The organism is Gilliamella mensalis (assembly GCF_900103085.1).
GTDB classification, from domain to species: Bacteria; Pseudomonadota; Gammaproteobacteria; order Enterobacterales; family Orbaceae; genus Gilliamella; species Gilliamella mensalis.
The window spans coordinates 36,330-56,737 of the sequence record NZ_FMWR01000004.1; the positions used below are offsets into that span (position 1 = coordinate 36,330).

Annotated in this window: 21 protein-coding genes and 1 pseudogene; 9 read left to right on the forward strand and 13 right to left on the reverse strand. The window is 34.9% G+C overall.

The features are described 5' to 3' along the window. The first annotated feature begins 122 nt into the window (after positions 1-122). The 4 genes from ribF (at position 123) to ispH (ending at position 5,417) form a co-directional block, all read left to right on the forward strand. A complete protein-coding gene (gene ribF, locus BQ5209_RS02365; protein ID WP_085246975.1) occupies positions 123-1,061 on the forward strand; it encodes a bifunctional riboflavin kinase/FAD synthetase in 939 nt (312 codons plus the stop codon). Between the two features lie 37 nt (positions 1,062-1,098). Then, a complete protein-coding gene (ileS, locus tag BQ5209_RS02370; RefSeq protein WP_085246976.1) occupies positions 1,099-3,906 on the forward strand; it encodes an isoleucine--tRNA ligase in 2,808 nt (935 codons plus the stop codon). 91 nt (positions 3,907-3,997) lie between these two features. After that, entirely contained in the window at positions 3,998-4,468 is a 471-nt protein-coding gene (lspA, locus tag BQ5209_RS02375; RefSeq protein ID WP_085246977.1) for a signal peptidase II, read from the forward strand. A gap of 1 nt (position 4,469) precedes the next feature. Further along, positions 4,470-5,417, forward strand: coding sequence for a 4-hydroxy-3-methylbut-2-enyl diphosphate reductase (ispH, locus tag BQ5209_RS02380; protein ID WP_085246978.1), 948 nt, complete (start codon positions 4,470-4,472; stop codon positions 5,415-5,417). 2 nt (positions 5,418-5,419) lie between these two features. On the opposite strand, the gene BQ5209_RS02385 is transcribed toward ispH, so the two are convergent. Further along, a complete protein-coding gene (locus BQ5209_RS02385) occupies positions 5,420-5,674 on the reverse strand; it encodes a YfhL family 4Fe-4S dicluster ferredoxin (RefSeq protein ID WP_085246979.1) in 255 nt (84 codons plus the stop codon). 346 nt (positions 5,675-6,020) lie between these two features. Between BQ5209_RS02385 and BQ5209_RS02390 the strand changes: the two genes are divergently transcribed. Both BQ5209_RS02390 and BQ5209_RS02395 read left to right on the forward strand, forming a co-directional pair. Next, positions 6,021-7,136, forward strand: coding sequence for an efflux RND transporter periplasmic adaptor subunit (locus BQ5209_RS02390; protein ID WP_085246980.1), 1,116 nt, complete (start codon positions 6,021-6,023; stop codon positions 7,134-7,136). Position 7,137: 1 nt separating this feature from the next. Then, complete coding sequence (locus BQ5209_RS02395; RefSeq protein WP_085246981.1) at positions 7,138-9,105, forward strand: MacB family efflux pump subunit; 1,968 nt, start codon at positions 7,138-7,140, stop codon at positions 9,103-9,105. A 99-nt stretch (positions 9,106-9,204) separates the two neighbouring features. Here the strand turns inward: BQ5209_RS02395 and BQ5209_RS02400 are convergent, their stop codons facing one another. Then, on the reverse strand, positions 9,205-9,930 hold the full coding sequence (locus BQ5209_RS02400; protein ID WP_085246982.1) for a DsbA family protein: 726 nt from the start codon (positions 9,928-9,930) through the stop codon (positions 9,205-9,207). A 14-nt stretch (positions 9,931-9,944) separates the two neighbouring features. Further along, positions 9,945-10,214, reverse strand: coding sequence for a YihD family protein (locus tag BQ5209_RS02405; RefSeq protein ID WP_085246983.1), 270 nt, complete (start codon positions 10,212-10,214; stop codon positions 9,945-9,947). Between the two features lie 307 nt (positions 10,215-10,521). Between BQ5209_RS02405 and mobA the strand changes: the two genes are divergently transcribed. After that, positions 10,522-11,106, forward strand: a complete 585-nt coding sequence (gene mobA / locus BQ5209_RS02410; protein ID WP_085246984.1) for a molybdenum cofactor guanylyltransferase MobA — start codon at positions 10,522-10,524, stop codon at positions 11,104-11,106. Positions 11,107-11,229: 123 nt separating this feature from the next. On the opposite strand, the gene BQ5209_RS02415 is transcribed toward mobA, so the two are convergent. Next, entirely contained in the window at positions 11,230-12,258 is a 1,029-nt protein-coding gene (locus BQ5209_RS02415) for a threonine aldolase family protein (RefSeq protein WP_085246985.1), read from the reverse strand. Between the two features lie 84 nt (positions 12,259-12,342). On the opposite strand from BQ5209_RS02415, the gene mobB reads away from it, so the two are divergent. Together mobB and mtgA are read left to right on the forward strand one after the other, a co-directional pair. Further along, entirely contained in the window at positions 12,343-12,837 is a 495-nt protein-coding gene (gene mobB, locus BQ5209_RS02420; protein WP_085246986.1) for a molybdopterin-guanine dinucleotide biosynthesis protein B, read from the forward strand. A 69-nt stretch (positions 12,838-12,906) separates the two neighbouring features. Further along, entirely contained in the window at positions 12,907-13,593 is a 687-nt protein-coding gene (gene mtgA / locus BQ5209_RS02425; protein ID WP_085246997.1) for a monofunctional biosynthetic peptidoglycan transglycosylase, read from the forward strand. 10 nt (positions 13,594-13,603) lie between these two features. Here mtgA and cobB read toward each other — a convergent pair whose 3' ends face one another. The 9 genes and pseudogenes from cobB to BQ5209_RS02470 all read right to left on the reverse strand — a co-directional run. Next, entirely contained in the window at positions 13,604-14,287 is a 684-nt protein-coding gene (gene cobB / locus BQ5209_RS02430) for a Sir2 family NAD+-dependent deacetylase (RefSeq protein WP_085246987.1), read from the reverse strand. Between the two features lie 56 nt (positions 14,288-14,343). Beyond that, positions 14,344-15,159 (reverse strand): hypothetical protein, encoded by an 816-nt coding sequence (locus BQ5209_RS02435; RefSeq protein ID WP_085246988.1) that lies wholly within the window; start codon positions 15,157-15,159, stop codon positions 14,344-14,346. Positions 15,160-15,163: 4 nt separating this feature from the next. Continuing rightward, on the reverse strand, positions 15,164-15,373 hold the full coding sequence (locus BQ5209_RS02440) for a helix-turn-helix domain-containing protein (RefSeq protein ID WP_085246989.1): 210 nt from the start codon (positions 15,371-15,373) through the stop codon (positions 15,164-15,166). Positions 15,374-15,385: 12 nt separating this feature from the next. After that, positions 15,386-15,964 (reverse strand): DUF2975 domain-containing protein, encoded by a 579-nt coding sequence (locus tag BQ5209_RS02445; RefSeq protein ID WP_167370298.1) that lies wholly within the window; start codon positions 15,962-15,964, stop codon positions 15,386-15,388. Between the two features lie 163 nt (positions 15,965-16,127). Then, positions 16,128-16,988: an RNA polymerase sigma factor RpoH gene (gene rpoH, locus BQ5209_RS02450; protein WP_085246991.1), complete on the reverse strand. Its 861-nt coding sequence runs from the start codon at positions 16,986-16,988 to the stop codon at positions 16,128-16,130. Positions 16,989-17,188: 200 nt separating this feature from the next. Then, positions 17,189-18,157 (reverse strand): permease-like cell division protein FtsX, encoded by a 969-nt coding sequence (ftsX, locus tag BQ5209_RS02455; protein WP_085246992.1) that lies wholly within the window; start codon positions 18,155-18,157, stop codon positions 17,189-17,191. Then, positions 18,157-18,816, reverse strand: a complete 660-nt coding sequence (gene ftsE, locus BQ5209_RS02460) for a cell division ATP-binding protein FtsE (RefSeq protein ID WP_085246993.1) — start codon at positions 18,814-18,816, stop codon at positions 18,157-18,159. The genes ftsX and ftsE overlap by 1 nt, the downstream gene beginning before the upstream one ends. 9 nt (positions 18,817-18,825) lie before the next feature. Next, positions 18,826-19,749, reverse strand: a pseudogene (gene ftsY / locus BQ5209_RS02465) (signal recognition particle-docking protein FtsY); the annotation flags it as partial. Positions 19,750-19,892: 143 nt separating this feature from the next. After that, positions 19,893-20,408: pseudouridine synthase (locus BQ5209_RS02470; protein ID WP_085246994.1), on the reverse strand; the 516-nt coding region annotated here is incomplete at its 5' end.

Here is a 20,408-nt window from a genome sequence, read left to right on the forward strand (position 1 = left end):
TGTCCTCAAAACAGACATTAAATACTAAGCAGCAAAAAAGCCTATTTTATATTGTGTGCATCTTCAAGAAAGATTGGTATAATTTACGGCTATTTACTATAAATAACATTAACATTGTTTTCATGAAAATTATTCGGGGCATAACTAATTTAAAAAATCAATTTACTCAGTGTGTACTAACATTGGGTAACTTTGATGGTGTGCACTTAGGGCACCAGCAATTAATTAATCACTTAATTAACAAAGGCAAAGAGTTAAACTTGCCAACGGTGGTTATGTTATTTGAACCTCAACCTTTAGAGTTTTTTAGTCCCAATAATGCACCTTCACGTTTAACCTCTTTTCAAGAAAAAGTCATTTTTATTGAAAAATTAGGTGTCGACTATATTATTGCTATTCCATTTACACAAACTTTTGCCAATATGTCTGCCGATCGTTTTATTCAAGATTGGTTGATTAACAAGCTACAAGCTAAATATATTACTATTGGTGATGATTTTCGATTTGGATTTGACCGTAAAGGGGATATCAATCTTCTACAAAAATATGCCCACAACAACGACTTTGTAGTAGAAAGCATGCCAACATTTGTTTGGAATAATTGCCGTATTAGTAGTACTGCTGTTCGCCAAGCACTTTTAAACAGTGATTTTCATTTGGCTCATTGCTTATTGGGTCGTGATTATACGATTCAAGGCCGTGTAGTCCATGGCAATGCATTGGCAAGACAATTAGGGTTTCCAACAGCTAATATTCATTTGCACCGAAAAAAACCTGCTTTGCAAGGCGTTTATCTTGTTAAAGCAAAAAACAGCTGTAGTAATCAATCTTATCATGGTATTGCTAATATTGGCATAAGACCCACAATTGATGGAAAAAAAGCCATTTTAGAAGTGAATCTATTTGACTTTTCAGATGATATTTATGGTCAATATTTAGACATATCTTTCGTTCAAAAATTACGTGACGAGAAAAAGTTTGATTCATTAGCAGAATTAAAACAACAAATTACACAAGATGTTTGCACTGCGAAAAAGATCAGTGCACAATTAACCAATTAAAAAGTAGTATCAACAAATTTAACTGGAATAAATCAGCATGACAGACTATAAAAACACATTGAATTTACCGGAAACCGGATTCCCTATGCGGGGCGATTTGGCTAAACGTGAACCAGCTATGTTACAAAACTGGTACGATAAAGAACTTTATCGCAAAATCCGCCAAGTAAAAAAAGGAAAAAAAGCCTTTATTCTGCATGATGGTCCTCCTTATGCAAACGGTAAACTTCATATTGGTCATGCAGTTAATAAAATTATCAAAGATATTATTATCAAATCAAAAGGCTTAAGCGGTTATGACTCCCCTTATATTCCAGGATGGGATTGTCATGGCTTACCAATTGAACAAAAGGTCGAAGAGCAAGTCGGTAAGCCCGGAGTTAAAGTATCACCAGCTGAATTTCGCCAAATTTGCCGTGATTATGCGGCCTCACAAGTTGAACTACAAAAAGCTGATTTTATTCGTATGGGTGTACTTGGTGATTGGCAAAATCCTTATCGCACCATGAATTATGATACAGAAGCCAACATCATTCGTGCTTTAGGCAAAGTGATTAAAAATGGTCATTTAGTTAAAGGCGCAAAACCGGTTTATTGGTGTACTGATTGCATGTCTTCTTTAGCGGAAGCCGAGGTTGAATATTATGATAAATCATCGCCAGCAATTGATGTGAAATTCAAAGCGGTTGATAATCAAGCTGTCGCAAAAAAATTTGGTATCAATACCGATTTAACCATTTATGCAGTTATCTGGACAACCACGCCTTGGACATTACCTGCTAGCCGAGGGATTGCTTTAAATGCAGATTTTGAATACCAACTGGTTCAAATCAATGATAACGAGTGCTTAATCTTAGCCACTGATTTAGTTGAAACAGTGATGAAGCGAGCTAATATCAGCGAATGGAAAGTGTTAGGTAGCTGTCAAGGTAAAGCACTTGAGTTATTACGCTTTAAACACCCATTCCTTGATTTTGATGAACCTGTGGTACTTGGCGAGCATGTTACTATTGATGCCGGTACAGGTGCAGTACATACCGCACCAGGTCATGGTACAGAAGACTTTATGGTCGGTCAAAAATATGGGCTTGAAGTAGCAAACCCCGTTGGTGGAAATGGTTGTTACTTACCTGGGACCGGCGCCGGGTTAGATGGTTTATTTGTATTCAAAGCGAATAAAGTTGTCGTTGAAATTTTAAAAGAACATAACGCATTATTTCATTTTGAAAATATTGAACATAGTTACCCATGTTGTTGGCGCCATAAAACACCTGTTATTTATCGCGCTACACCACAGTGGTTTATCAGCATGGATAAACAAGGCTTGCGAACGCAATCATTAAAAGAAATCAAACAAGTTCGCTGGATCCCTGATTGGGGGCAAGCACGGATTGAAACCATGGTTGCTAATCGTCCAGACTGGTGTATTTCTCGTCAACGTACGTGGGGCGTTCCTATGACGTTGTTTGTTCACAAAGAGACCGAAGAACTTCATCCAGATACGTTAGCATTAGTTGAAAAAGTCGCTAAATTAGTTGAAAAAGATGGCATTCAAGCTTGGTGGGATGCTGATATTAAAGATCTCTTAGGTCCAGATGCTGATGATTATCGTAAGGTGCCTGATACGTTAGATGTGTGGTTTGATTCGGGATCAACATTTTCATCAGTTGTTCGCGTTCGTCCAGAATTTGAAGGGCATGAAGCCGATATGTATTTAGAAGGCTCAGATCAACATCGTGGATGGTTTATGTCTTCGTTAATGTTATCAACAGCAATCGATAATAAAGCACCTTATAAACAAGTATTAACGCATGGCTTTGTGGTTGATGGGCAAGGCCGCAAGATGTCTAAATCACTTGGTAATATTGTCACACCACAAGAAGTTATGAACAAACTTGGGGCCGATATTTTACGTTTATGGATTGCATCTACCGATTATTCAGGTGAAATGAGTTATTCGGACGAAATTATTAAACGCGCAGCTGACAGTTATCGCCGAATTCGTAATACCGCACGCTTTTTACTCGCTAACTTAAATGGTTTCGATCCAGTGAAAGATATGGTTAAACCAGAAGATATGGTCGTGCTTGATCGTTGGGCAGTTAGTATGGCAAAAGAAGCTCAAGAACAAATTATTCAAGCTTATGAAAGTTATGATTTCCATAAAGTGGTACAACGTATTATGCAGTTTTGCTCAATCGAAATGGGATCATTCTATTTAGATATCATCAAAGATCGCCAATATACAGCTAAAAGCGATAGTATTGCTCGCCATAGCTGTCAAACAGCGTTGTATCATATTGCTCAAGCTATGGTTCGCTGGATTGCACCCATTTTATCATTTACCGCCGATGAAATTTGGCAATACTTACCAGCGGCAGAAAAACAAGAATTTGTTTTTGAAGATGAGTGGTACAGTTCATTATTTACACTGTCAGACAACGAAACTTTAAATAGTGAATATTGGGCGCAGATTTTAGCTATTCGTAGCGAAGTGAATAAAGTGCTTGAACAAGGTCGTAACGATAAAGTGATTGGTGGCGCACTTGAAGCGGCTGTTACACTTTACGCGAATGAAGAGATTGCAACAGCACTAGCAAAATTAGAAAATGAATTACGCTTTGTCTTGCTTACATCACAAGCGAGTGTTAAACCATTACAAGCTGCACCAGCCAATGCTGTACAAAGCGATATTCAAGGACTGAAAATTGAACTTGCTAAGGCTCAAGGTGATAAATGCCCTCGTTGCTGGCACTATACCGTCGATAATGAACCAACTACACACTTATGCAAACGTTGTGAAGAAAATATTCACGGCAAAGGCGAAGTGCGGCATTTTGCATAACGATAAGCCGTTGAGTACATTAAAATAAGCTATCGAGTACCCTTTCCGCCGACAATTGTCGGCGGAAATATAATAATGAGCACAGACTTATATGAAAAAAGATAACGGACTTTACTGGTTATTATTTGCAATCATTGTTTTTATCATTGATATCGCAAGTAAATTTTGGATTTTAAATAACTTTTCGCTATTTGAATCAGTGAACCTATTACCCTTCTTCTCAATTACTTATGTACGTAATATTGGCGCTGCCTTTAGCATTTTTGAAGGACAACGTACGATGCTTGCCGCTATTTCCTTGATCATCAGTGCCATGATTATGCATATGTTATACCGCAATACCCGCCAGCAAAAATTAGAAAACTTTTCATTAGCGCTGATTTTAGGTGGTGCATTAGGTAATTTATTTGATCGCCTTTATCATGGTTTTGTCATCGACTTTCTTGATGTCAATTTTGGTCATTGGCACTATCCAACCTTTAATATCGCAGACTGTGCAATCTGCGTGGGTATTGGATTATTTATCTTCTGTAATTATAAAAAACCGAAAAAGACTGTATAGTATGCAAATTATTTTAGCTAATCCTCGCGGTTTTTGTGCCGGTGTTGATCGTGCTATCACCATCGTTGAACGTGCACTAGAACTCTTTGGCGCACCGGTTTATGTTCGTCACGAGGTAGTACATAATCGCTATGTTGTTAATCGTCTAAAAGAGTTAGGGGCGATTTTTATTGAAGATATTAGCGAAGTACCTGACAACACCATTCTTATATTTTCGGCACATGGCGTGTCTAAAGCGATCCGAGAGGAAGCCAAACAACGTAAACTCCGCGTTTTTGATGCGACTTGTCCACTTGTAACCAAAGTACATATGGAAGTTGCTCGCTCAAGCTATCGTGGCGAAGAGGTGATTTTAATCGGTCATGCTGGTCACATTGAAGTAGATGGAACAATGGGGCAATATAGCAATCCTGAAGGTGGCATCTATTTAATTGAATCAATTGATGATGTACAAAAGCTACAGGTAAAAAACGAAAATAATCTTTGCTTTACCACCCAAACAACGTTATCAGTTGATGATACAGCAGAGATCATTGCAGCTTTAAAAAAACGTTTTCCTGATATTCGCAGTCCTCGTAAAAATGATATCTGCTATGCCACAACCAATCGCCAGCAGGCCGTGAAGCAATTATCATCACGTGCCGATATCGTCTTTGTCGTTGGTTCTAAAAATTCGTCTAATTCCAATCGCCTAGCTGAACTAGCAAGACGAAATAGTAAACAGGCTTATTTGATTGATTTTGCTTCTGATATCCAAAAAGAATGGTTGGTAAACGCACATACAATTGGTGTAACAGCTGGCGCATCTGCTCCTGATATTTTAGTACAGCAAGTGATTGATCACTTAAAAAGTCTAGGTTGTACATCACTCATTGAAACTGATGGCATTTTAGAAAATATCACCTTTGAAATTCCCAAAGAGCTACGGATTGATATAAAACCAACCTAAATTTAAGAAAAAGCCTTAATTCCCTGAAATTTGGCTAATAGCTCTTCTTGTGTTTCAACATGTTCAGGATCGGCGATAATCGCATTTTGAATAGGGCAAACACGCTGGCAAGTCGAATGATCATAATAACCCACACATTCGGTACATTTATTAGGATCGATTTCATAAGTGTCAAAGCCCATAGAGATAGCCTCGTTTGGGCACTCGGGCTCACACATATCACAATTAATACACTTAGTAGTTATTTTTAACGCCATTACTTTTCTATCTTTAGATGCTACCAAAAATTTGCGTCATTATAGCGCAATCACCAATAAATCCTAATAAAGATTGATGTTAGTGCTTATTAATATGCTTAACTATGGTAAAAAATTTTCAGGAAAGTATGCGTTTTAGTATAAAATAGACAATTTGCATAAGATAATTTTCACAAATATTACAGTTTATTAAGAATAGTTATCAATTTCATTTTTATTTATTACGATAAAATGTAAAAAAAATGACAAATCAGTTAAAGGATGAAAAGGATTGTTAAAGTCTATTAAAATTAAATATATAGTGATAGCTATCATCTGCTTTGCAATTACTTGTATTGCATACTTAATGATATCTAATTCAGAACCTACAGTTAATTATATTACATCTGCCGTTACTCGAGGTAACATTGAAAAAACGGTACTGGCCGATGGTACAATTAGTGCTTTTAAACAAGTTAATGTTGGTGCTCAGGTTTCTGGTCAAATTAAAAAACTCTATGTTGAGTTGGGTGACGAAGTTAAACAAGGCGATATGATTGCAGAGATCGACGATCTTAAGCAAAGCAATGATTTAAAACAATCAGAAGCTTCACTTAATAGTTTAGAGGCACAACGTGAAGCCAAAAAAGCAAGACTAATTAACTATCAATTAACCTATGATCGTCAGCGCAAACTGGTTAATAAGGGAGTGGGCATTCAATCAGATTTGGATACAGCAAAAGCCGAACTTGATGCAATCAAAGCCGATATTGCAGCACTCAGCGCCGATATTGTTAAGGCGCAAGTTGCGGTTGATACCGCGAAAGTTAACTTAGGATATACTAAAATTCGTTCACCTATTGATGGAGTGATTGTTGCTATTCCTGTAAATGAAGGACAAACCGTTAACTCTGTCCAAAGTGCACCAACCATTGTTAAAGTAGCCCAGCTTGATAAAATGACGATTGAAGCACAAATTTCTGAAGCCGATGTAATTAATGTTAAAAAAGGGATGCCTGTTTATTTTACCATTTTAGGTCAACCTAATAGGCGTTTTGATGGTTTAATGCTACGTGCTATAGAGCCTGCACCAGATTCAATTAATACCGAGACAACCTTGTCAAGTTCATCATCAACTACAAAAAGCGCAATTTATTACAATGGATTATTTGATGTAGATAATCCCAATCATGTTTTAAGAATTTCAATGACAGCACAAGTTTATATCGTCTTATCTGAAGCAAAAAATGTGCTAACCATTCCTTCTCAAGCAGTCCAAAAAAAATTAGACAATAATAAAGCCATTATTTATCTATTAAATAAACGCCAAGAAATTGAAGAACATCAAGTTACCTTAGGGATCGATAATAATGTCAATGTTGAGATAAAATCGGGCATTAAAGAAGGAGATAGGGTTGTGATCAGTGGTACTAATGGCGCTTCACTAGGTAATAATGCAAGAACACCAAGGATTCGATTCTAATATGGCGAATAATATATCTCTTATCAAGCTTGAGAATATTGTTCGTGAATTTCCAGCAGGAGATTCAACTATACAGGTTCTTAAAAGCATAAATCTGACAATTAATGCTGGTGAAATGGTAGCAATTATTGGGGCATCGGGATCTGGTAAATCCACCTTGATGAATATTTTAGGTTGTTTAGATAAACCTAGCGCTGGCACTTATTCCATTGGCGGACGTACAACAAGTGAATTGTCGCTTGATGAGTTAGCTCAATTGCGTCGCGAACATTTTGGTTTTATCTTTCAACGTTATCACCTGTTAAATGCACTAACTGCACAAGGGAATGTAGAAATTCCTGCCATTTATGCTGGTGTAACCAGTGAACAGCGACAAAAAAGAGCGAGCAACATTTTAACACGTTTAGGGCTTGCCGATAAAATACACAATAAACCTAACCAGTTATCAGGCGGTCAACAACAACGAGTCAGTATTGGTCGAGCTTTAATTAATGGTGGACAAATTATTTTAGCGGATGAACCAACCGGTGCTCTCGATCGTAAAAGTGGCTTAGAAGTGATGGCCATCTTGCAAGAGTTACACCAACAAGGGCACACAGTTATTATTGTCACACATGATTCAAATATAGCCCAAAGTGCCCAGCGAATTGTTGAAATTAGTGATGGTAATATTATTTCTGATTCGATTAACCCTAACTATCAATCTACACAAGATAGTAATCGGCAAGTTAAGCACATCCAAGCAACTAAAACCCAAGATAATCTGTTGGCTAAATATTACCGTTTTCGAGATGCTTTTAAAATGGCTATATTGTCAATGCTTTCACAGCGGTTACGTACCTTCCTAACTATGTTAGGTATTATTATTGGTATTGCTTCTGTGGTGTCTGTTGTTGCATTAGGGCAAGGTACAAAGCAGAAAATTTTATCTAATATTAATTCTTTAGGAACTAGTACGTTAGAGATCTATGCTGGCACAGGTTTTGGTGATCGTAATGCAGATAAAATCACAACACTACGCTCATCTGATGCTGACTTTTTGGCACAACAAAGTTTTGTTCACAGCACCACACCTAATCTTGCAACCAGTGTTTATTTCCGAATTAACAACTTAGCTCTGACAGGAACAGTAAATGGAGTTGGCGAGCAATTCTTTGCAGTTCGTGGTTATACTATTTCCCAAGGAAAATCATTTGATGAAACAAGTATTATTACTTCAGCACAAGATGCGGTAATTGATGAAAATACCGTTAAACGACTATTTGCAAATCAAAACCCTATTGGAAAAATTTTAATGGCTGGGCAACTACCAGTAAGAATCATTGGTGTTGCTACTAAGCAACAACAAGGATTTGGTAGTAATGAAAGCTTGAATATTTGGTTACCTTATACCACCGTTATTAATCGTATGGTGGGACAAACTTCGTTAAAAAGCATCACTGTACGAGTTAAAGATAATGTCGATTTATCGATTGCAGAACAAGCTATTAATCAAATTATGTTAAAACGACATGGTACAAAAGATTTTTTCATCTTTAACTCTGACAATATACGAGAAACCATTAACTCATCAGCTTGGGTAATGACATTATTGATTTCTGCCATTGCGCTCATTTCACTTGTTGTTGGTGGCATTGGGGTGATGAATATCATGTTAGTATCGGTCACTGAAAGAACGCGAGAAATTGGTGTACGTATGGCCGTTGGTGCTCGTTCAAGCGATATATTACAACAATTTTTAATTGAAGCTGTATTGGTTTGTTTAATTGGTGGAACTATTGGCATTTTACTTTCATTTGCCATAGGATTTATTTTTAATTCCGTTGTCACCTCTTTTGCAATGAGCTTTTCAGCAATAGCCATTATCGCAGCATTTAGTTTCTCAAGTATAATCGGTATTATTTTTGGCTATTTTCCAGCTAGACGAGCAGCTAAACTTGATCCGATTTATGCTTTAGAGCGAGAATAATCATCTTACTACAATAAAAAATCCCTTTGTACATAACAATAATGCAAAGGGATTTAAAAATTAATTTATGCAGGTTATTTTTTTAAACTTAATAACCATTTATTTTTTATTAGAATGAGTTTTTTCTTTTACTTTTGCATTAGGATCTAACCCAGCTACAAATGCTGTCACTCTTGCATAATCATTAATAAATGCTTCATCACTAGTTCTATTAAGCTTATTTGCTATGATATAAAACTTACGATTCACAATAATTGTAGGGATAGACTCTGGTTTCATCTCTTTAATCGCATCAGCTTGTTGTGCCATAAATGCTTTAACTAAAAAGTTGTCTTTCGTTTTATCATACACTTCACCACTGATACCTAATTTTTCAAAAACAATTTTAATATCATCTGCTGTTTTTATTGTTTTATCTTTTTGAACAGCGTTATAAAGTGCATCTGAAGCTTTATCTTCAATACCAAGTACATTAGCCACAGCCCATGCTTGTGCAAGCTCTTTAGCTAATGCTCCAAAATCCTCTAAATGGTAGCGTTTAAATTTGACGCCTTCAGGTAAAGATTGACCAATAGTTTGTGAGCCTTGATTTTGAATTTCAAATCTAAAACAGCTAGGGCAATTAAATGAAAAGAATTCAATGACTTCTTTGTCGGGTGATGGATTTGTTGGCAGTGCTGCATATTGTTTGCCTAATTCAATCGGCTCTGGTGCATTGGTAGAGGCTGTTTGTGATTCATCGGTTTTAGTTATTGTTTTTCCTTCATCTGCAAAACAACTTACAGAAGAAAGTAAGACAGTAATTGCGATAAGTGTTTTTTTCATCTTAATAATTCTCCTTATTCTTTTATAATCCCACGTGCTTTTAATAATGCAGATTTAAAATCTTCTTCATAATCTTTTTTTAGACCAGGAATAGCTTCATTCTTATCCGAGCCGCGCATTTTTAAATGATAAATTAAAACTTCGTCACTCAACTCTTTTAATTCACCTTCAAAACCAGCCTCTTGCCCTAACTTAGCTAAAAATTGTAATAAGTTAAGATCGGAATCACTTTCCCAAGCTGGTTGTAATAATTCCATTACTTCATCAATACGATGACATTTCATAATTAATACCTTTTTTAATCCTTCGTGTTCATTGAAGGGGGATGATATAAAATCTTATTTATCTATACCTAATAAATTATTTCATAAAGTAAGGAAATAATAGGCTTGCTCATTATTGCCAACCTAAAAATCAACACAATAATCATATTTAATTTATTAAACTACACCTTAAAAAGAGACTGGTATAGAGTCAGTTTCAATAAATAGTTGAGTCACTCTGTTTAAAATGTGTAGACTGTGACTTTAAATAGCTTTGCTATATAGTAATGTTATTTTGTTTTTTCGCAATGTAAAAGAGAAATAATTTATGGAAAAACTGTCTATTACTGCAATCATTTTAGCAGGAGGAAAAAGCACACGCATGAATGGTGATGATAAAGGTTTACTATTATTAAATCAAAAACCGCTCTATCAACATGTCATTGACCGCATCAAACATCAAACTAATTCCATCATGATTAATTGTAATAATAATGTTAGCCAATATCAAACTGCCGGCTATCCAGTATTTAGCGACGTTCTAAAAGGGTATTTTGGTCCATTATCAGGTGTTTACAGTGGGTTATTATGTAGTACAACTGATTGGAATTTGTTTGTTAGTTGTGATACACCCTTTTTACCAAATAATTTAATCGCACGTTTAGCTACGCATACATCAACTCATAAAGCAATCTATCCTTTTGATGGTAAATATCATCACCCAACCATTTTGCTTATTCACAAGAGTGTTATCCCACAACTTAGGATTTATTTAGAACAGGGTAATCGTAAATTAATGTTATTTTTAGAAAAAATTTCAGCAAAATCGGTCTATTTTAATGATCAGGCGTCTTGTTTTATTAATATCAATACACCAGAGGAGCTAAAACAAGCAAATCAGATGATAAAGTAACCAAAAAAGAAAATAAGATAAATATATACCGACATTAATGCTATTTATTCATATATAATATAGCCGAAATAATGAACAATATAGTGTTCATATTCATTCCGGCTTCTAATATCAATCAATACGTCACACTAACCATTTTTTTAATTGCTCAGCAAATAATGCGATCTCTTCATCTTGAGTAGACCACGAAGTACAAAAACGCAAGCCAATATGGTTAGAGTCAGTTTGACCGAGATTATCCACAGTATAATGTGCAAGAATTTTCTTAGCTAACTTATTAGGAAAATTAACAAACAATTGGTTACTTTGTGGTTTAGCTGCAAACGTTAACCCAATATTTTCAAAAATTGTTTTTAATTTTTCAGCCATATCATTACTGTGTTTACCCAGTTCTAAATAAAGATCATTTTGCATTAGTGTATTGATTTGCGAAGCTACAATCCAGCTTTTAGCTAAAATTGCGCCTTTTTGTTTCATACTAAAACGAAAATCTTGATTAACTGATAAGTTATTAAACACCACCGCTTCACCAGCAAAAGCACCAACTTTAGTACCACCGATATAAAATACATCCGTGTATTTTGCTAAGTCAGGAAAAGATATATCATTATCTTTCGCCGCTAAAGCCATGGCTAAACGTGCTCCATCTAAATAAAGATAGAGGTCATTTTTTTGACAAAATAGATATAATTGTTTGATCTCCTGCTTGGTATATATCGTGCCGAGCTCGGTTGTGTTTGAAATATACACAAGCTTAGGTTGTACCATATGTTCATCACAATGATCAGCTAAAACTGGCTTAATCAGTTCTGGCGTTAATTTTCCATCTTCTGTTTGTACTGTTAATACTTTATGCCCAGTTGCCTCAATAGCCCCTGTTTCATGCACATTGATGTGCCCAGTATCAGCCGCAATCACCGCCTGATAAGGTCTTAAGATATGTGAAATGACCACTAAATTAGTAATCGTACCGCCCGGCATAAAATGAATATCAGCATTAGGCGACTGTAACTGTATTTTTATGTTCTCTCTTGCCTGATTACAACATTGATCTAAACCGTACCCACTGAATTTCTTATCAGTCATATCAATAATGCTTTTGAGCAATTTAGGATGAACAGTTTGATTATAATCATTCAAAAAATCATGCATATAATTACCTTTATCGTTTAGCTTTGTATAAAATGATGTAATATTAATTACACATGAATATAACACTTTTAAAATATAGGTTCTATGAACAAACAAAAAATTATTGGCATTAGCGGCTATAGTGGCAGCGGTAAAACAACATTGCTGAAAAAGATCATTACATTGCTTGTTGAACAAAATTTTAAAGTCGGCTCATTAAAACATACTCATCACGATATTGAAGTCGATATTCCAGGTAAAGATAGCTATCAATTACGTAAGGCCGGATCGTTACAAACAATTGTTGCTTGTGATGAGCGATATGCAGTAATTTGCGAAACACCAAACAAGCCAACCGATTTAATCACCCTCATTAATCAATTTAACGATATTGATATAATACTAATAGAAGGATTTAAACACGAAAAAATCCCTAAAATTATTTGCCACCGCAAAGCAAATAAAAAAGCACTGTATATTGACGAGTTTACAATAGCGGTTGCAAGTGATGGACCGTTAGAAACTTCTTTGCCTGTGCTTGATATCAATCAACCAATTCAAATTGTTGAATTTATAAAAAGTTATTTATTTAAACAATAATATAGCGTATCTTATTTACCAATTTTTTACTTTGTAGTTTATAAAATTTGCATGATTCCTTTATTAAAAATATTAAAACGCATTTTAATCATTACCAAAAAAGGAATCATTGGACTGATGTTGCTATCTATCTTTGCCACCTTAATTATGCGTTGGGTAAATCCGCCATTCGGTTCTATGTTAATAATAGAGCGCAAGATAATGCATTGGAATACACCACAACAACGAATCTGGAAAGATTTGGATGAAATTTCAGACAATATAAAAATTGCAGTCATAGCGTCAGAAGATCAGCATTTTCCCACGCACAGGGGATTTGATTTTAAAGCTATTCACCTAGCGCTAAGCAATAACAAAAATAGTAAAAAAATTCAAGGTGCTAGCACAATCACTCAGCAAGTAGCTAAAAATATCTTTTTATGGCCATCTCGAAGTTGGATCCGTAAAGGAATTGAGTCTTGGTTTACATTATGGATAGAACTATTTTGGTCAAAACAGCGTATACTTGAAATCTATTTAAATTGTGCAGAATGGGGGGAAGGTATTTTTGGCATTGAAGCCGCTTCTCAGCACTATTTTAACGTAAGTGCCAAGCAGTTAACGCCAAAGCAAGCAAGTTTACTTGCGGCAGTATTACCTAATCCAAGGCGTTGGAGTCCAATAACACCAAGTGGACGAGTCCAGAAAAAAGCAAAATGGATTCAAGCCCAAATACGTAATTTAGGCAATAACAGTTATCTTAAAAAACTAAGATAGCCACTTATTACTAAATAAATTTTTGGATAAATTCAGTCACAATTTTACTTGCTGGCCCGTAAATTTTGGTTTGAAACAGACTTTCACCTAGACTTGGCGCTAAATTAAGTTCAATCGATTTAGCGCCCGCTTGATTAGCTATTTGTACAAAACCAGCAGCAGGATAGACATTGCCTGATGTGCCAATGGATATAAAGTAATCTGCTTGCGAAAGTGCATCATAAATTTGTTCCATTTGTAGGGGAATTTCACCAAACCAGACTATATGTGGGCGAATTAATTGGTTTTGTTGATAATTCACATCGTTAAAGCAATCAATTATCTGTCCTGTTTTTTCATTACGCACTTTTAATAACTCACCATGCATGTGTATTATATTTTTAGATCCAGCTTGTTCATGTAAGTTATCCACATTTTGTGTCACAATTAAGACGTTATCAGTGCCTAATTTCTGTTCTAACTCAGCCAGCGCAAAGTGGGCAGCATTAGGCTTTACGTTTGGATTTTGTAATTTACGGCGCAGCATATTATAAAAATCATGTACCGCTGTTGGGTTGCGCATATAGCCTTCGTAAGTTGCTACATCATTAACATCATAGCCTTCCCATAATCCATTTTGGGCTCGAAAGGTTGATAAGCCCGATTCGGCCGAAATGCCAGCACCGGTTAGAATAACTATTTTAGGTATCGTCATAATTCATTACACCTTTACAATTTAACTAAGGTTATTGAAAATAAAATATTTGCCAATTATTGGCTGTATTCGGTGGTAAAAATATGCAAAGCTGGCTTGCTGAGTTTTTGATATTGACTGTAAGCACTTGCCACTTTTAATCGAATATCAGCCTTGGATTCGCCATTTAACCAACTGTTAATCATTGCATTTACACTATAAGCTTCTGGCGCCATACGGTGCAAAGTTAAAATAAGTGGCGTAATACCTAGGCGCGATAGTGGTGGTGTAAAATATTGTTGGCTTTTGCAAGCAAATACCGCCGCATAACGTGATTTTTGTTTTTCTTGTTGTTCTTTTGATAATGTATCCCAACGCCAGCTATCGGGTAAATATTTTTTCCATGACCATTCCATTAATGAATCGTGGCCAATATAGACAACCAGATCAGCACTACCACCTGCTATGATCGTTTTATCACTTAATTTAAACGCTTTTACCTTTTTGCCTGCTGAGTAGTCAATAAAATCATCAACAGTATCGTTAATATATTTGCCATTATACGCCTGTGCAATGAGATAAACATCTTTGTCTTGGTGTTTGTAAATGATCTCTTCTAATATTATTCCTGATTTGGGTCGATTAATTTGTACAATTTGCCACTCTTTTTGCTTAGAAAAATAGGTTTTAAACCCGTAAGCAGCCCCCCAATAAAGGTTGTTTTTGGGATTTTGACCGTTTCCTATCGCCTTTGGAACAGGTGCAATCTTTTGATATTTGTTATCACAAAGCGCCACCAAAACATGGATCACTTTGGGATCGGCAAAACAGGGCAAGGAGAGTATGAAATAAATAGTAGTTGCAAGCCATAACTGTGATTTTATTGCCTTCATTAATCTACTCTTTATCTGTATATTCTAATATATCACCTGGTTGGCAATCTAGATGTTTGCAGATTGCTTCGAGTGTTGCTAGTCTAAATCCTTTTACTTTACCTTGCTTAAGTAATGATAAATTTTGTTCTGTAATACCAACTGCTACCGCTAGATCTTTTGATTTAACTTTACGTTTTGCTAGCATTACGTCTAAATTTATTATAATTGGCACATATGGCTCCTTTTAAATAAATTGTTTATTTTCTTCAGCTAGTTGGCAAGCTTTTTTCAATATTTGACCTATAAGCATAATACTCATGGCAGGAAATAGCGTTATAATATCATCACTAGAAAAAGAAATAGAAAAATAACGTGCTGACGACTCTTGATTATAAGTTAAGATCATTGTTAATAAAGGTTCAGATAAAAAACTTATAACCACCCAAAAAACAAGCAATTTGCCAAATACGTAACAACGGTTAGCTGATTTTACCGAAAAATACTGTGATTGACTGTAATAAATAAACAATAATCTAAGTTGATAAAACGCATAAGCTAAAATAAATATTAATGAAGTATCGATTAACGTTGCGATAGTCGCTTGCCATCCAGATAACGATTTAGGATCAACATTATCAATCCCACTTTGGATAAAAGAAAATCCTCCGAATTCAAGCCCAATATTTTGCATATCAAAAAAATAATACAAGAATGGGAATATTGAGCTAATTAACATAATTAGAATAGGAATTAATGTTAATAATGCCATAAAGCGACAATATTGATTCAATCGAGAATGTGTTTTAGCCATATCTGTGTTCATCTTTATATCCTTTCTTTTATAAAACTGTACACAGCATAACATAAACCAAATTAAAAAAAATAAAAATAAAACGATAATTTTTTATTGTTTTATTAATTTAAAGTATAAAAAAAACCTTACTTTTTTATCAGTAAGGTCTAAGAAGTTAACAATAACAAATCGATTATGCTTCAATCGCAACTCGTAATTTTTTCATTGCGTTTTTTTCGAGTTGGCGAATACGTTCAGCTGAAACACTATATTTATCAGCTAAAACTTGTAATGTAGATTTACTATCATCCGAGTCTAACCAACGTGCTTTTATAATATCTTGACTACGTTCATCCAATTTTAATAATGCATCATGTAACTTATCTGTTGCATCATTTTCCCAATTATCGTTTTCAATTGATTTTGAAAAATCAGAATTACCATCTTCTAAGTAAAGTGCTGGTGCAACAATTGAATTATCATCGTCATCACTATCTATATCAAATGACATATCTTGTGCTGACATGCGTGATTCCATTTCAAGTACATCTTTACGACTTACACCTAACTCATCAGCTACCATATCAACTTCAGCATTATTAAACCAACCTAAACGTTGTTTGGTCTTTCTTAGGTTAAAAAATAACTTTCTTTGTGCCTTAGTCGTAGCCACTTTAACAATACGCCAATTTTTTAATACGTATTCATGAATTTCGGCTTTTATCCAGTGCACGGCAAATGAGACTAAACGCACACCCATTTCTGGATTAAAACGACGCACAGCTTTCATTAAACCAATATTACCCTCTTGAATTAAATCTGCTTGCGGTAATCCGTAACCGGAATACCCACGAGCAATATGCGCAACAAAACGTAAATGAGATAATATCAATTGTCTTGCTGCATCAACATCGTCATGATAATAAAGTTTTTCACCTAATGATTTTTCTTCTTCTGCTGTTAGCATCGGATAGGTATTAATCGCACGAATGTATGATTCAATATTACCTTGTGGAATTAAAGCACCTACTTGCATTTTTATATCAGTACTCATTTAACTCCCCCTTTAAATTAACTGGCTTTTGCTACATAAATAAAATGCAACAATTAAAAACGTTAAACTAACGTTCGTTTATTAATTAGACCTTCAAGCTATAAATTAGTTCATATTTTTATTTAAAATTAATAAAATATCTTGCTAGGATCAGCGCTTATTAAAACTAATATATATTTTAATTAGTTACGTCGAAATAGCTAGGTAATTTGTGTCATTTTTAAATATTTTTTAGTCGCAACAAGCGATGAAAGCCATCCAATAATGATAGTAATAAGTATAATTAATAGGCTCTCATCCCATGATAGACCTTCAATATGAATAATTGTCCCAAAAGCATCAGAAACATTCAATATAATTGATTCTATTTGAAAGATAAATATTTCCGATAATATCAAAGAAATAACAGAACTAACAAAACCAATAAAAATCCCACTATATAAAAAAGGACGTAAAATGAAACCTTCAGTTGCGCCAATTAATTGCATAACAATTATAGTTTGTTTTCTAGCAAAAATATTTAAGCGGATACTATTACCTATTACAAGTGACACAGCAATAATCATAAATACTGAAATGATCCAAAAAACAGATTTAACCATATTAGTTAACGCAGTTAATCGAGTAAACCAACTATCGTCTAACTTTATATCATCTATGCCATCAAGATTAAGTAATTCAGATTGTAACCTATGCAATATAGTTGTTTTTTTCGCTTCTTCTTTAGGTATAACAATGGCTACTGCCGGTAGTGGATTTTCATCTAATAAATCTAATGCGCTACTGAATCCAGACCATGTTCTAAATTCCTCTTTTGTTTCATCCCGAGAAAGATAATCGACTCTATCAACCTCAGGGTAAGATTTGAGTTTGGCTAGTAATTCAGTAGTTTGATCTAAAGTTAATTCTTTGTTGATATAAACAGTTAAGTTAGGTGTTGGATACCATTGATGTGCAGCTTGATTGGCATTTTTCCAAAGTAAATAGCTAATAGTTGGTAGTGTAATAGAAATCGCAATAACAAAAATGGTCAGTAATGATGCCAAAATATGTTGTGTAAAATCATTAAAGGTATTGCACCAAGCGTAACTAATTTGCCTTTTCCAACGAGACAAAAAAGTATTTTGATTATCTTTCGATTTAGTAGGTTTGATAGTGAAATTACGCATCAAATTTTAACCTCTAAACGCCCTTGATTTAAATGTAGTATTCTATGGTGCTTGCGACGAATAAGCCCCATATTGTGAGTTGCCATCAAAACAGTTACACCTGATCGATTAAACTCTTCAAAAAGCTTTAAGATATCTTTGGAAAGCTTATCGTCTAAATTACCGGTCGGTTCATCAGCAAGCAAAACACTAGGATGATTAACAATTGCACGAGCTATACCCACTCGTTGCTGTTCTCCACCAGATAACTGTATAGGATAAAATTTCATTTTATCTATCAATCCGACTTTATCCAATGATGCTGAAACCCGCCTGCGAATTTCTTCAGCTGGTTTACCTAAAATGATTAATGGGATCGCAACATTATCATAGACGGTATGATCCATTAATAACTGATGATCTTGAAATACCATACCTATAGTGCGACGTAAAAATGGCATATCTTGTTTTTTTAGGTTTGAAACATTAGTACCATTTAGTAATACTTTACCATCATTGGCTTTCTCTAAACCACAGATTAACCGCAGTAAAGTACTTTTACCCGCGCCAGAATGCCCTGTTAAAAATGCCATTTCTCCAGATGATAAAGTAAAGTTTATATTCTGTAATGCCGGTTTACCACCAGAATAAACTTTACTTACACGCTGAAATTCTATCATGGCTTTTCTCTATTCATCTGTTTCATCAAATAAGGCATTTATAAAGTCATCAGCAACAAAAGGCCTTAAGTCTTCAATTTTTTCACCAACGCCTATATAGCGTATAGGAATATTAAACTGATCTGCAACACTAAAAATGATACCACCTTTTGCTGTACCATCTAATTTGGTCAATGTCATTCCTGTTACACCGACAGCTTCATTAAATAGTTTAGTTTGACTAATAGCATTTTGACCGGTACCCGCATCAATGGTTAACATTATTTCATGAGGAGCAGTTTCATCTTGCTTCTTAATTACTCGTACTATTTTTTTCAACTCATCCATTAAATGAGACTTATTTTGTAAACGACCTGCGGTATCAGCTATTAATATATCTATTTTTTTTGCTTTCGCCGCCTGTATTGCATCAAAAATAACAGAAGCTGAATCTGCATTAGTATGCTGTGCAATAACAGGAATGTGATTACGTTCTCCCCACACTTGCAACTGTTCAACAGCGGCAGCACGAAAAGTATCACCAGCAGCAAGCATAACCGATTTACCTTGTTGTTGAAATTGACGGGCTAATTTGCCAATTGTCGTTGTTTTACCTACGCCGTTAACACCAACCATTAAGATAACAAATGGATTATGGCTATTAATATCAAGAGGTTTATCAACTCCATCCAAAATAGATTTCATTTCTTGTTTTAAAAGCACATGTAATGCATCTGCATCTTTTAACTCTTTTCTTGATGCTTGTTTTGTTAGGTTGTCTATAATTTTTTGCGTTGTATCAAAACCCACATCAGCAATAAGTAACTGTTCTTCTAGCTCTTCAAATAAGGCATCGTCGATCTTTTTTCCTTTAAATAGACTTAAAAAACCAGATCCAATATTCTGTTTAGTCTTGAAAAGACCTTTTTTTAAACGGGAGAAAAACCCTTCTTTTTTTTGTTCAATCATAAATAATTTATCCCATGATCATTTAAAGATCATTGTATCTTATTTTAGAATAAAGCCCAATGCATTCGATCTTTTAAAAAGATTAAAAAAGAAATATTTCGTGATCTATAACCAATCAACAATACTGATTACAAATAAAGATCTCGAGTTGTGATAAATCGCCATTCACTTAATGGTAACTGGTGAGTAAATAGATTATACTTGCCGATCTGCACACGCACTAGTCGTAAACAGGGAAAACCGACAGCAGCACACATTCTTCTAACTTGCCGATTTTTTCCTTCTGAGATTGTAATACTTATCCATGAAGTTGGTATTGTTTTGCGTTCTCTAATAGGAGGCACTCTTTTCCATAACTGCAATGGTTCATCAAGAAAAGTGACTGTGGCTGGCTGTGTAAAAAATTCTTTTAATTGCACACCAGCTCTAAGTTTATCTATAGCCTGTTGAGTGATAAGGCCTTCAACTTGTACCCAATAAGTTTTTGGTAATTTAAACTTTGGTGAACTGATTTTTGCTTGTAATTTCCCATTGCTGGTTAACAATAATAATCCTTCGCTATCGGTATCTAACCGCCCAGCAGGGTAGAATTTAGGTAAGTTTATAAACTCTTTTAATGTCTGATATTTTTCATGTGCTGAAAA

Coding starts and splice junctions, on each gene's coding strand:
- ribF (WP_085246975.1), top strand. CDS start 123: ATGAAAATTATTCGGGGCATAACTAATTTAAAAAATCAATTTACTCAG.
- ileS (WP_085246976.1), top strand. CDS start 1,099: ATGACAGACTATAAAAACACATTGAATTTACCGGAAACCGGATTCCCT.
- lspA (WP_085246977.1), top strand. CDS start 3,998: ATGAAAAAAGATAACGGACTTTACTGGTTATTATTTGCAATCATTGTT.
- ispH (WP_085246978.1), top strand. CDS start 4,470: ATGCAAATTATTTTAGCTAATCCTCGCGGTTTTTGTGCCGGTGTTGAT.
- BQ5209_RS02385 (WP_085246979.1), bottom strand. CDS start 5,674: ATGGCGTTAAAAATAACTACTAAGTGTATTAATTGTGATATGTGTGAG.
- BQ5209_RS02390 (WP_085246980.1), top strand. CDS start 6,021: ATGATATCTAATTCAGAACCTACAGTTAATTATATTACATCTGCCGTT.
- BQ5209_RS02395 (WP_085246981.1), top strand. CDS start 7,138: ATGGCGAATAATATATCTCTTATCAAGCTTGAGAATATTGTTCGTGAA.
- BQ5209_RS02400 (WP_085246982.1), bottom strand. CDS start 9,930: ATGAAAAAAACACTTATCGCAATTACTGTCTTACTTTCTTCTGTAAGT.
- BQ5209_RS02405 (WP_085246983.1), bottom strand. CDS start 10,214: ATGAAATGTCATCGTATTGATGAAGTAATGGAATTATTACAACCAGCT.
- mobA (WP_085246984.1), top strand. CDS start 10,522: ATGGAAAAACTGTCTATTACTGCAATCATTTTAGCAGGAGGAAAAAGC.
- BQ5209_RS02415 (WP_085246985.1), bottom strand. CDS start 12,258: ATGCATGATTTTTTGAATGATTATAATCAAACTGTTCATCCTAAATTG.
- mobB (WP_085246986.1), top strand. CDS start 12,343: ATGAACAAACAAAAAATTATTGGCATTAGCGGCTATAGTGGCAGCGGT.
- cobB (WP_085246987.1), bottom strand. CDS start 14,287: ATGACGATACCTAAAATAGTTATTCTAACCGGTGCTGGCATTTCGGCC.
- BQ5209_RS02435 (WP_085246988.1), bottom strand. CDS start 15,159: ATGAAGGCAATAAAATCACAGTTATGGCTTGCAACTACTATTTATTTC.
- BQ5209_RS02445 (WP_167370298.1), bottom strand. CDS start 15,964: ATGAACACAGATATGGCTAAAACACATTCTCGATTGAATCAATATTGT.
- rpoH (WP_085246991.1), bottom strand. CDS start 16,988: ATGAGTACTGATATAAAAATGCAAGTAGGTGCTTTAATTCCACAAGGT.
- ftsX (WP_085246992.1), bottom strand. CDS start 18,157: ATGCGTAATTTCACTATCAAACCTACTAAATCGAAAGATAATCAAAAT.
- ftsE (WP_085246993.1), bottom strand. CDS start 18,816: ATGATAGAATTTCAGCGTGTAAGTAAAGTTTATTCTGGTGGTAAACCG.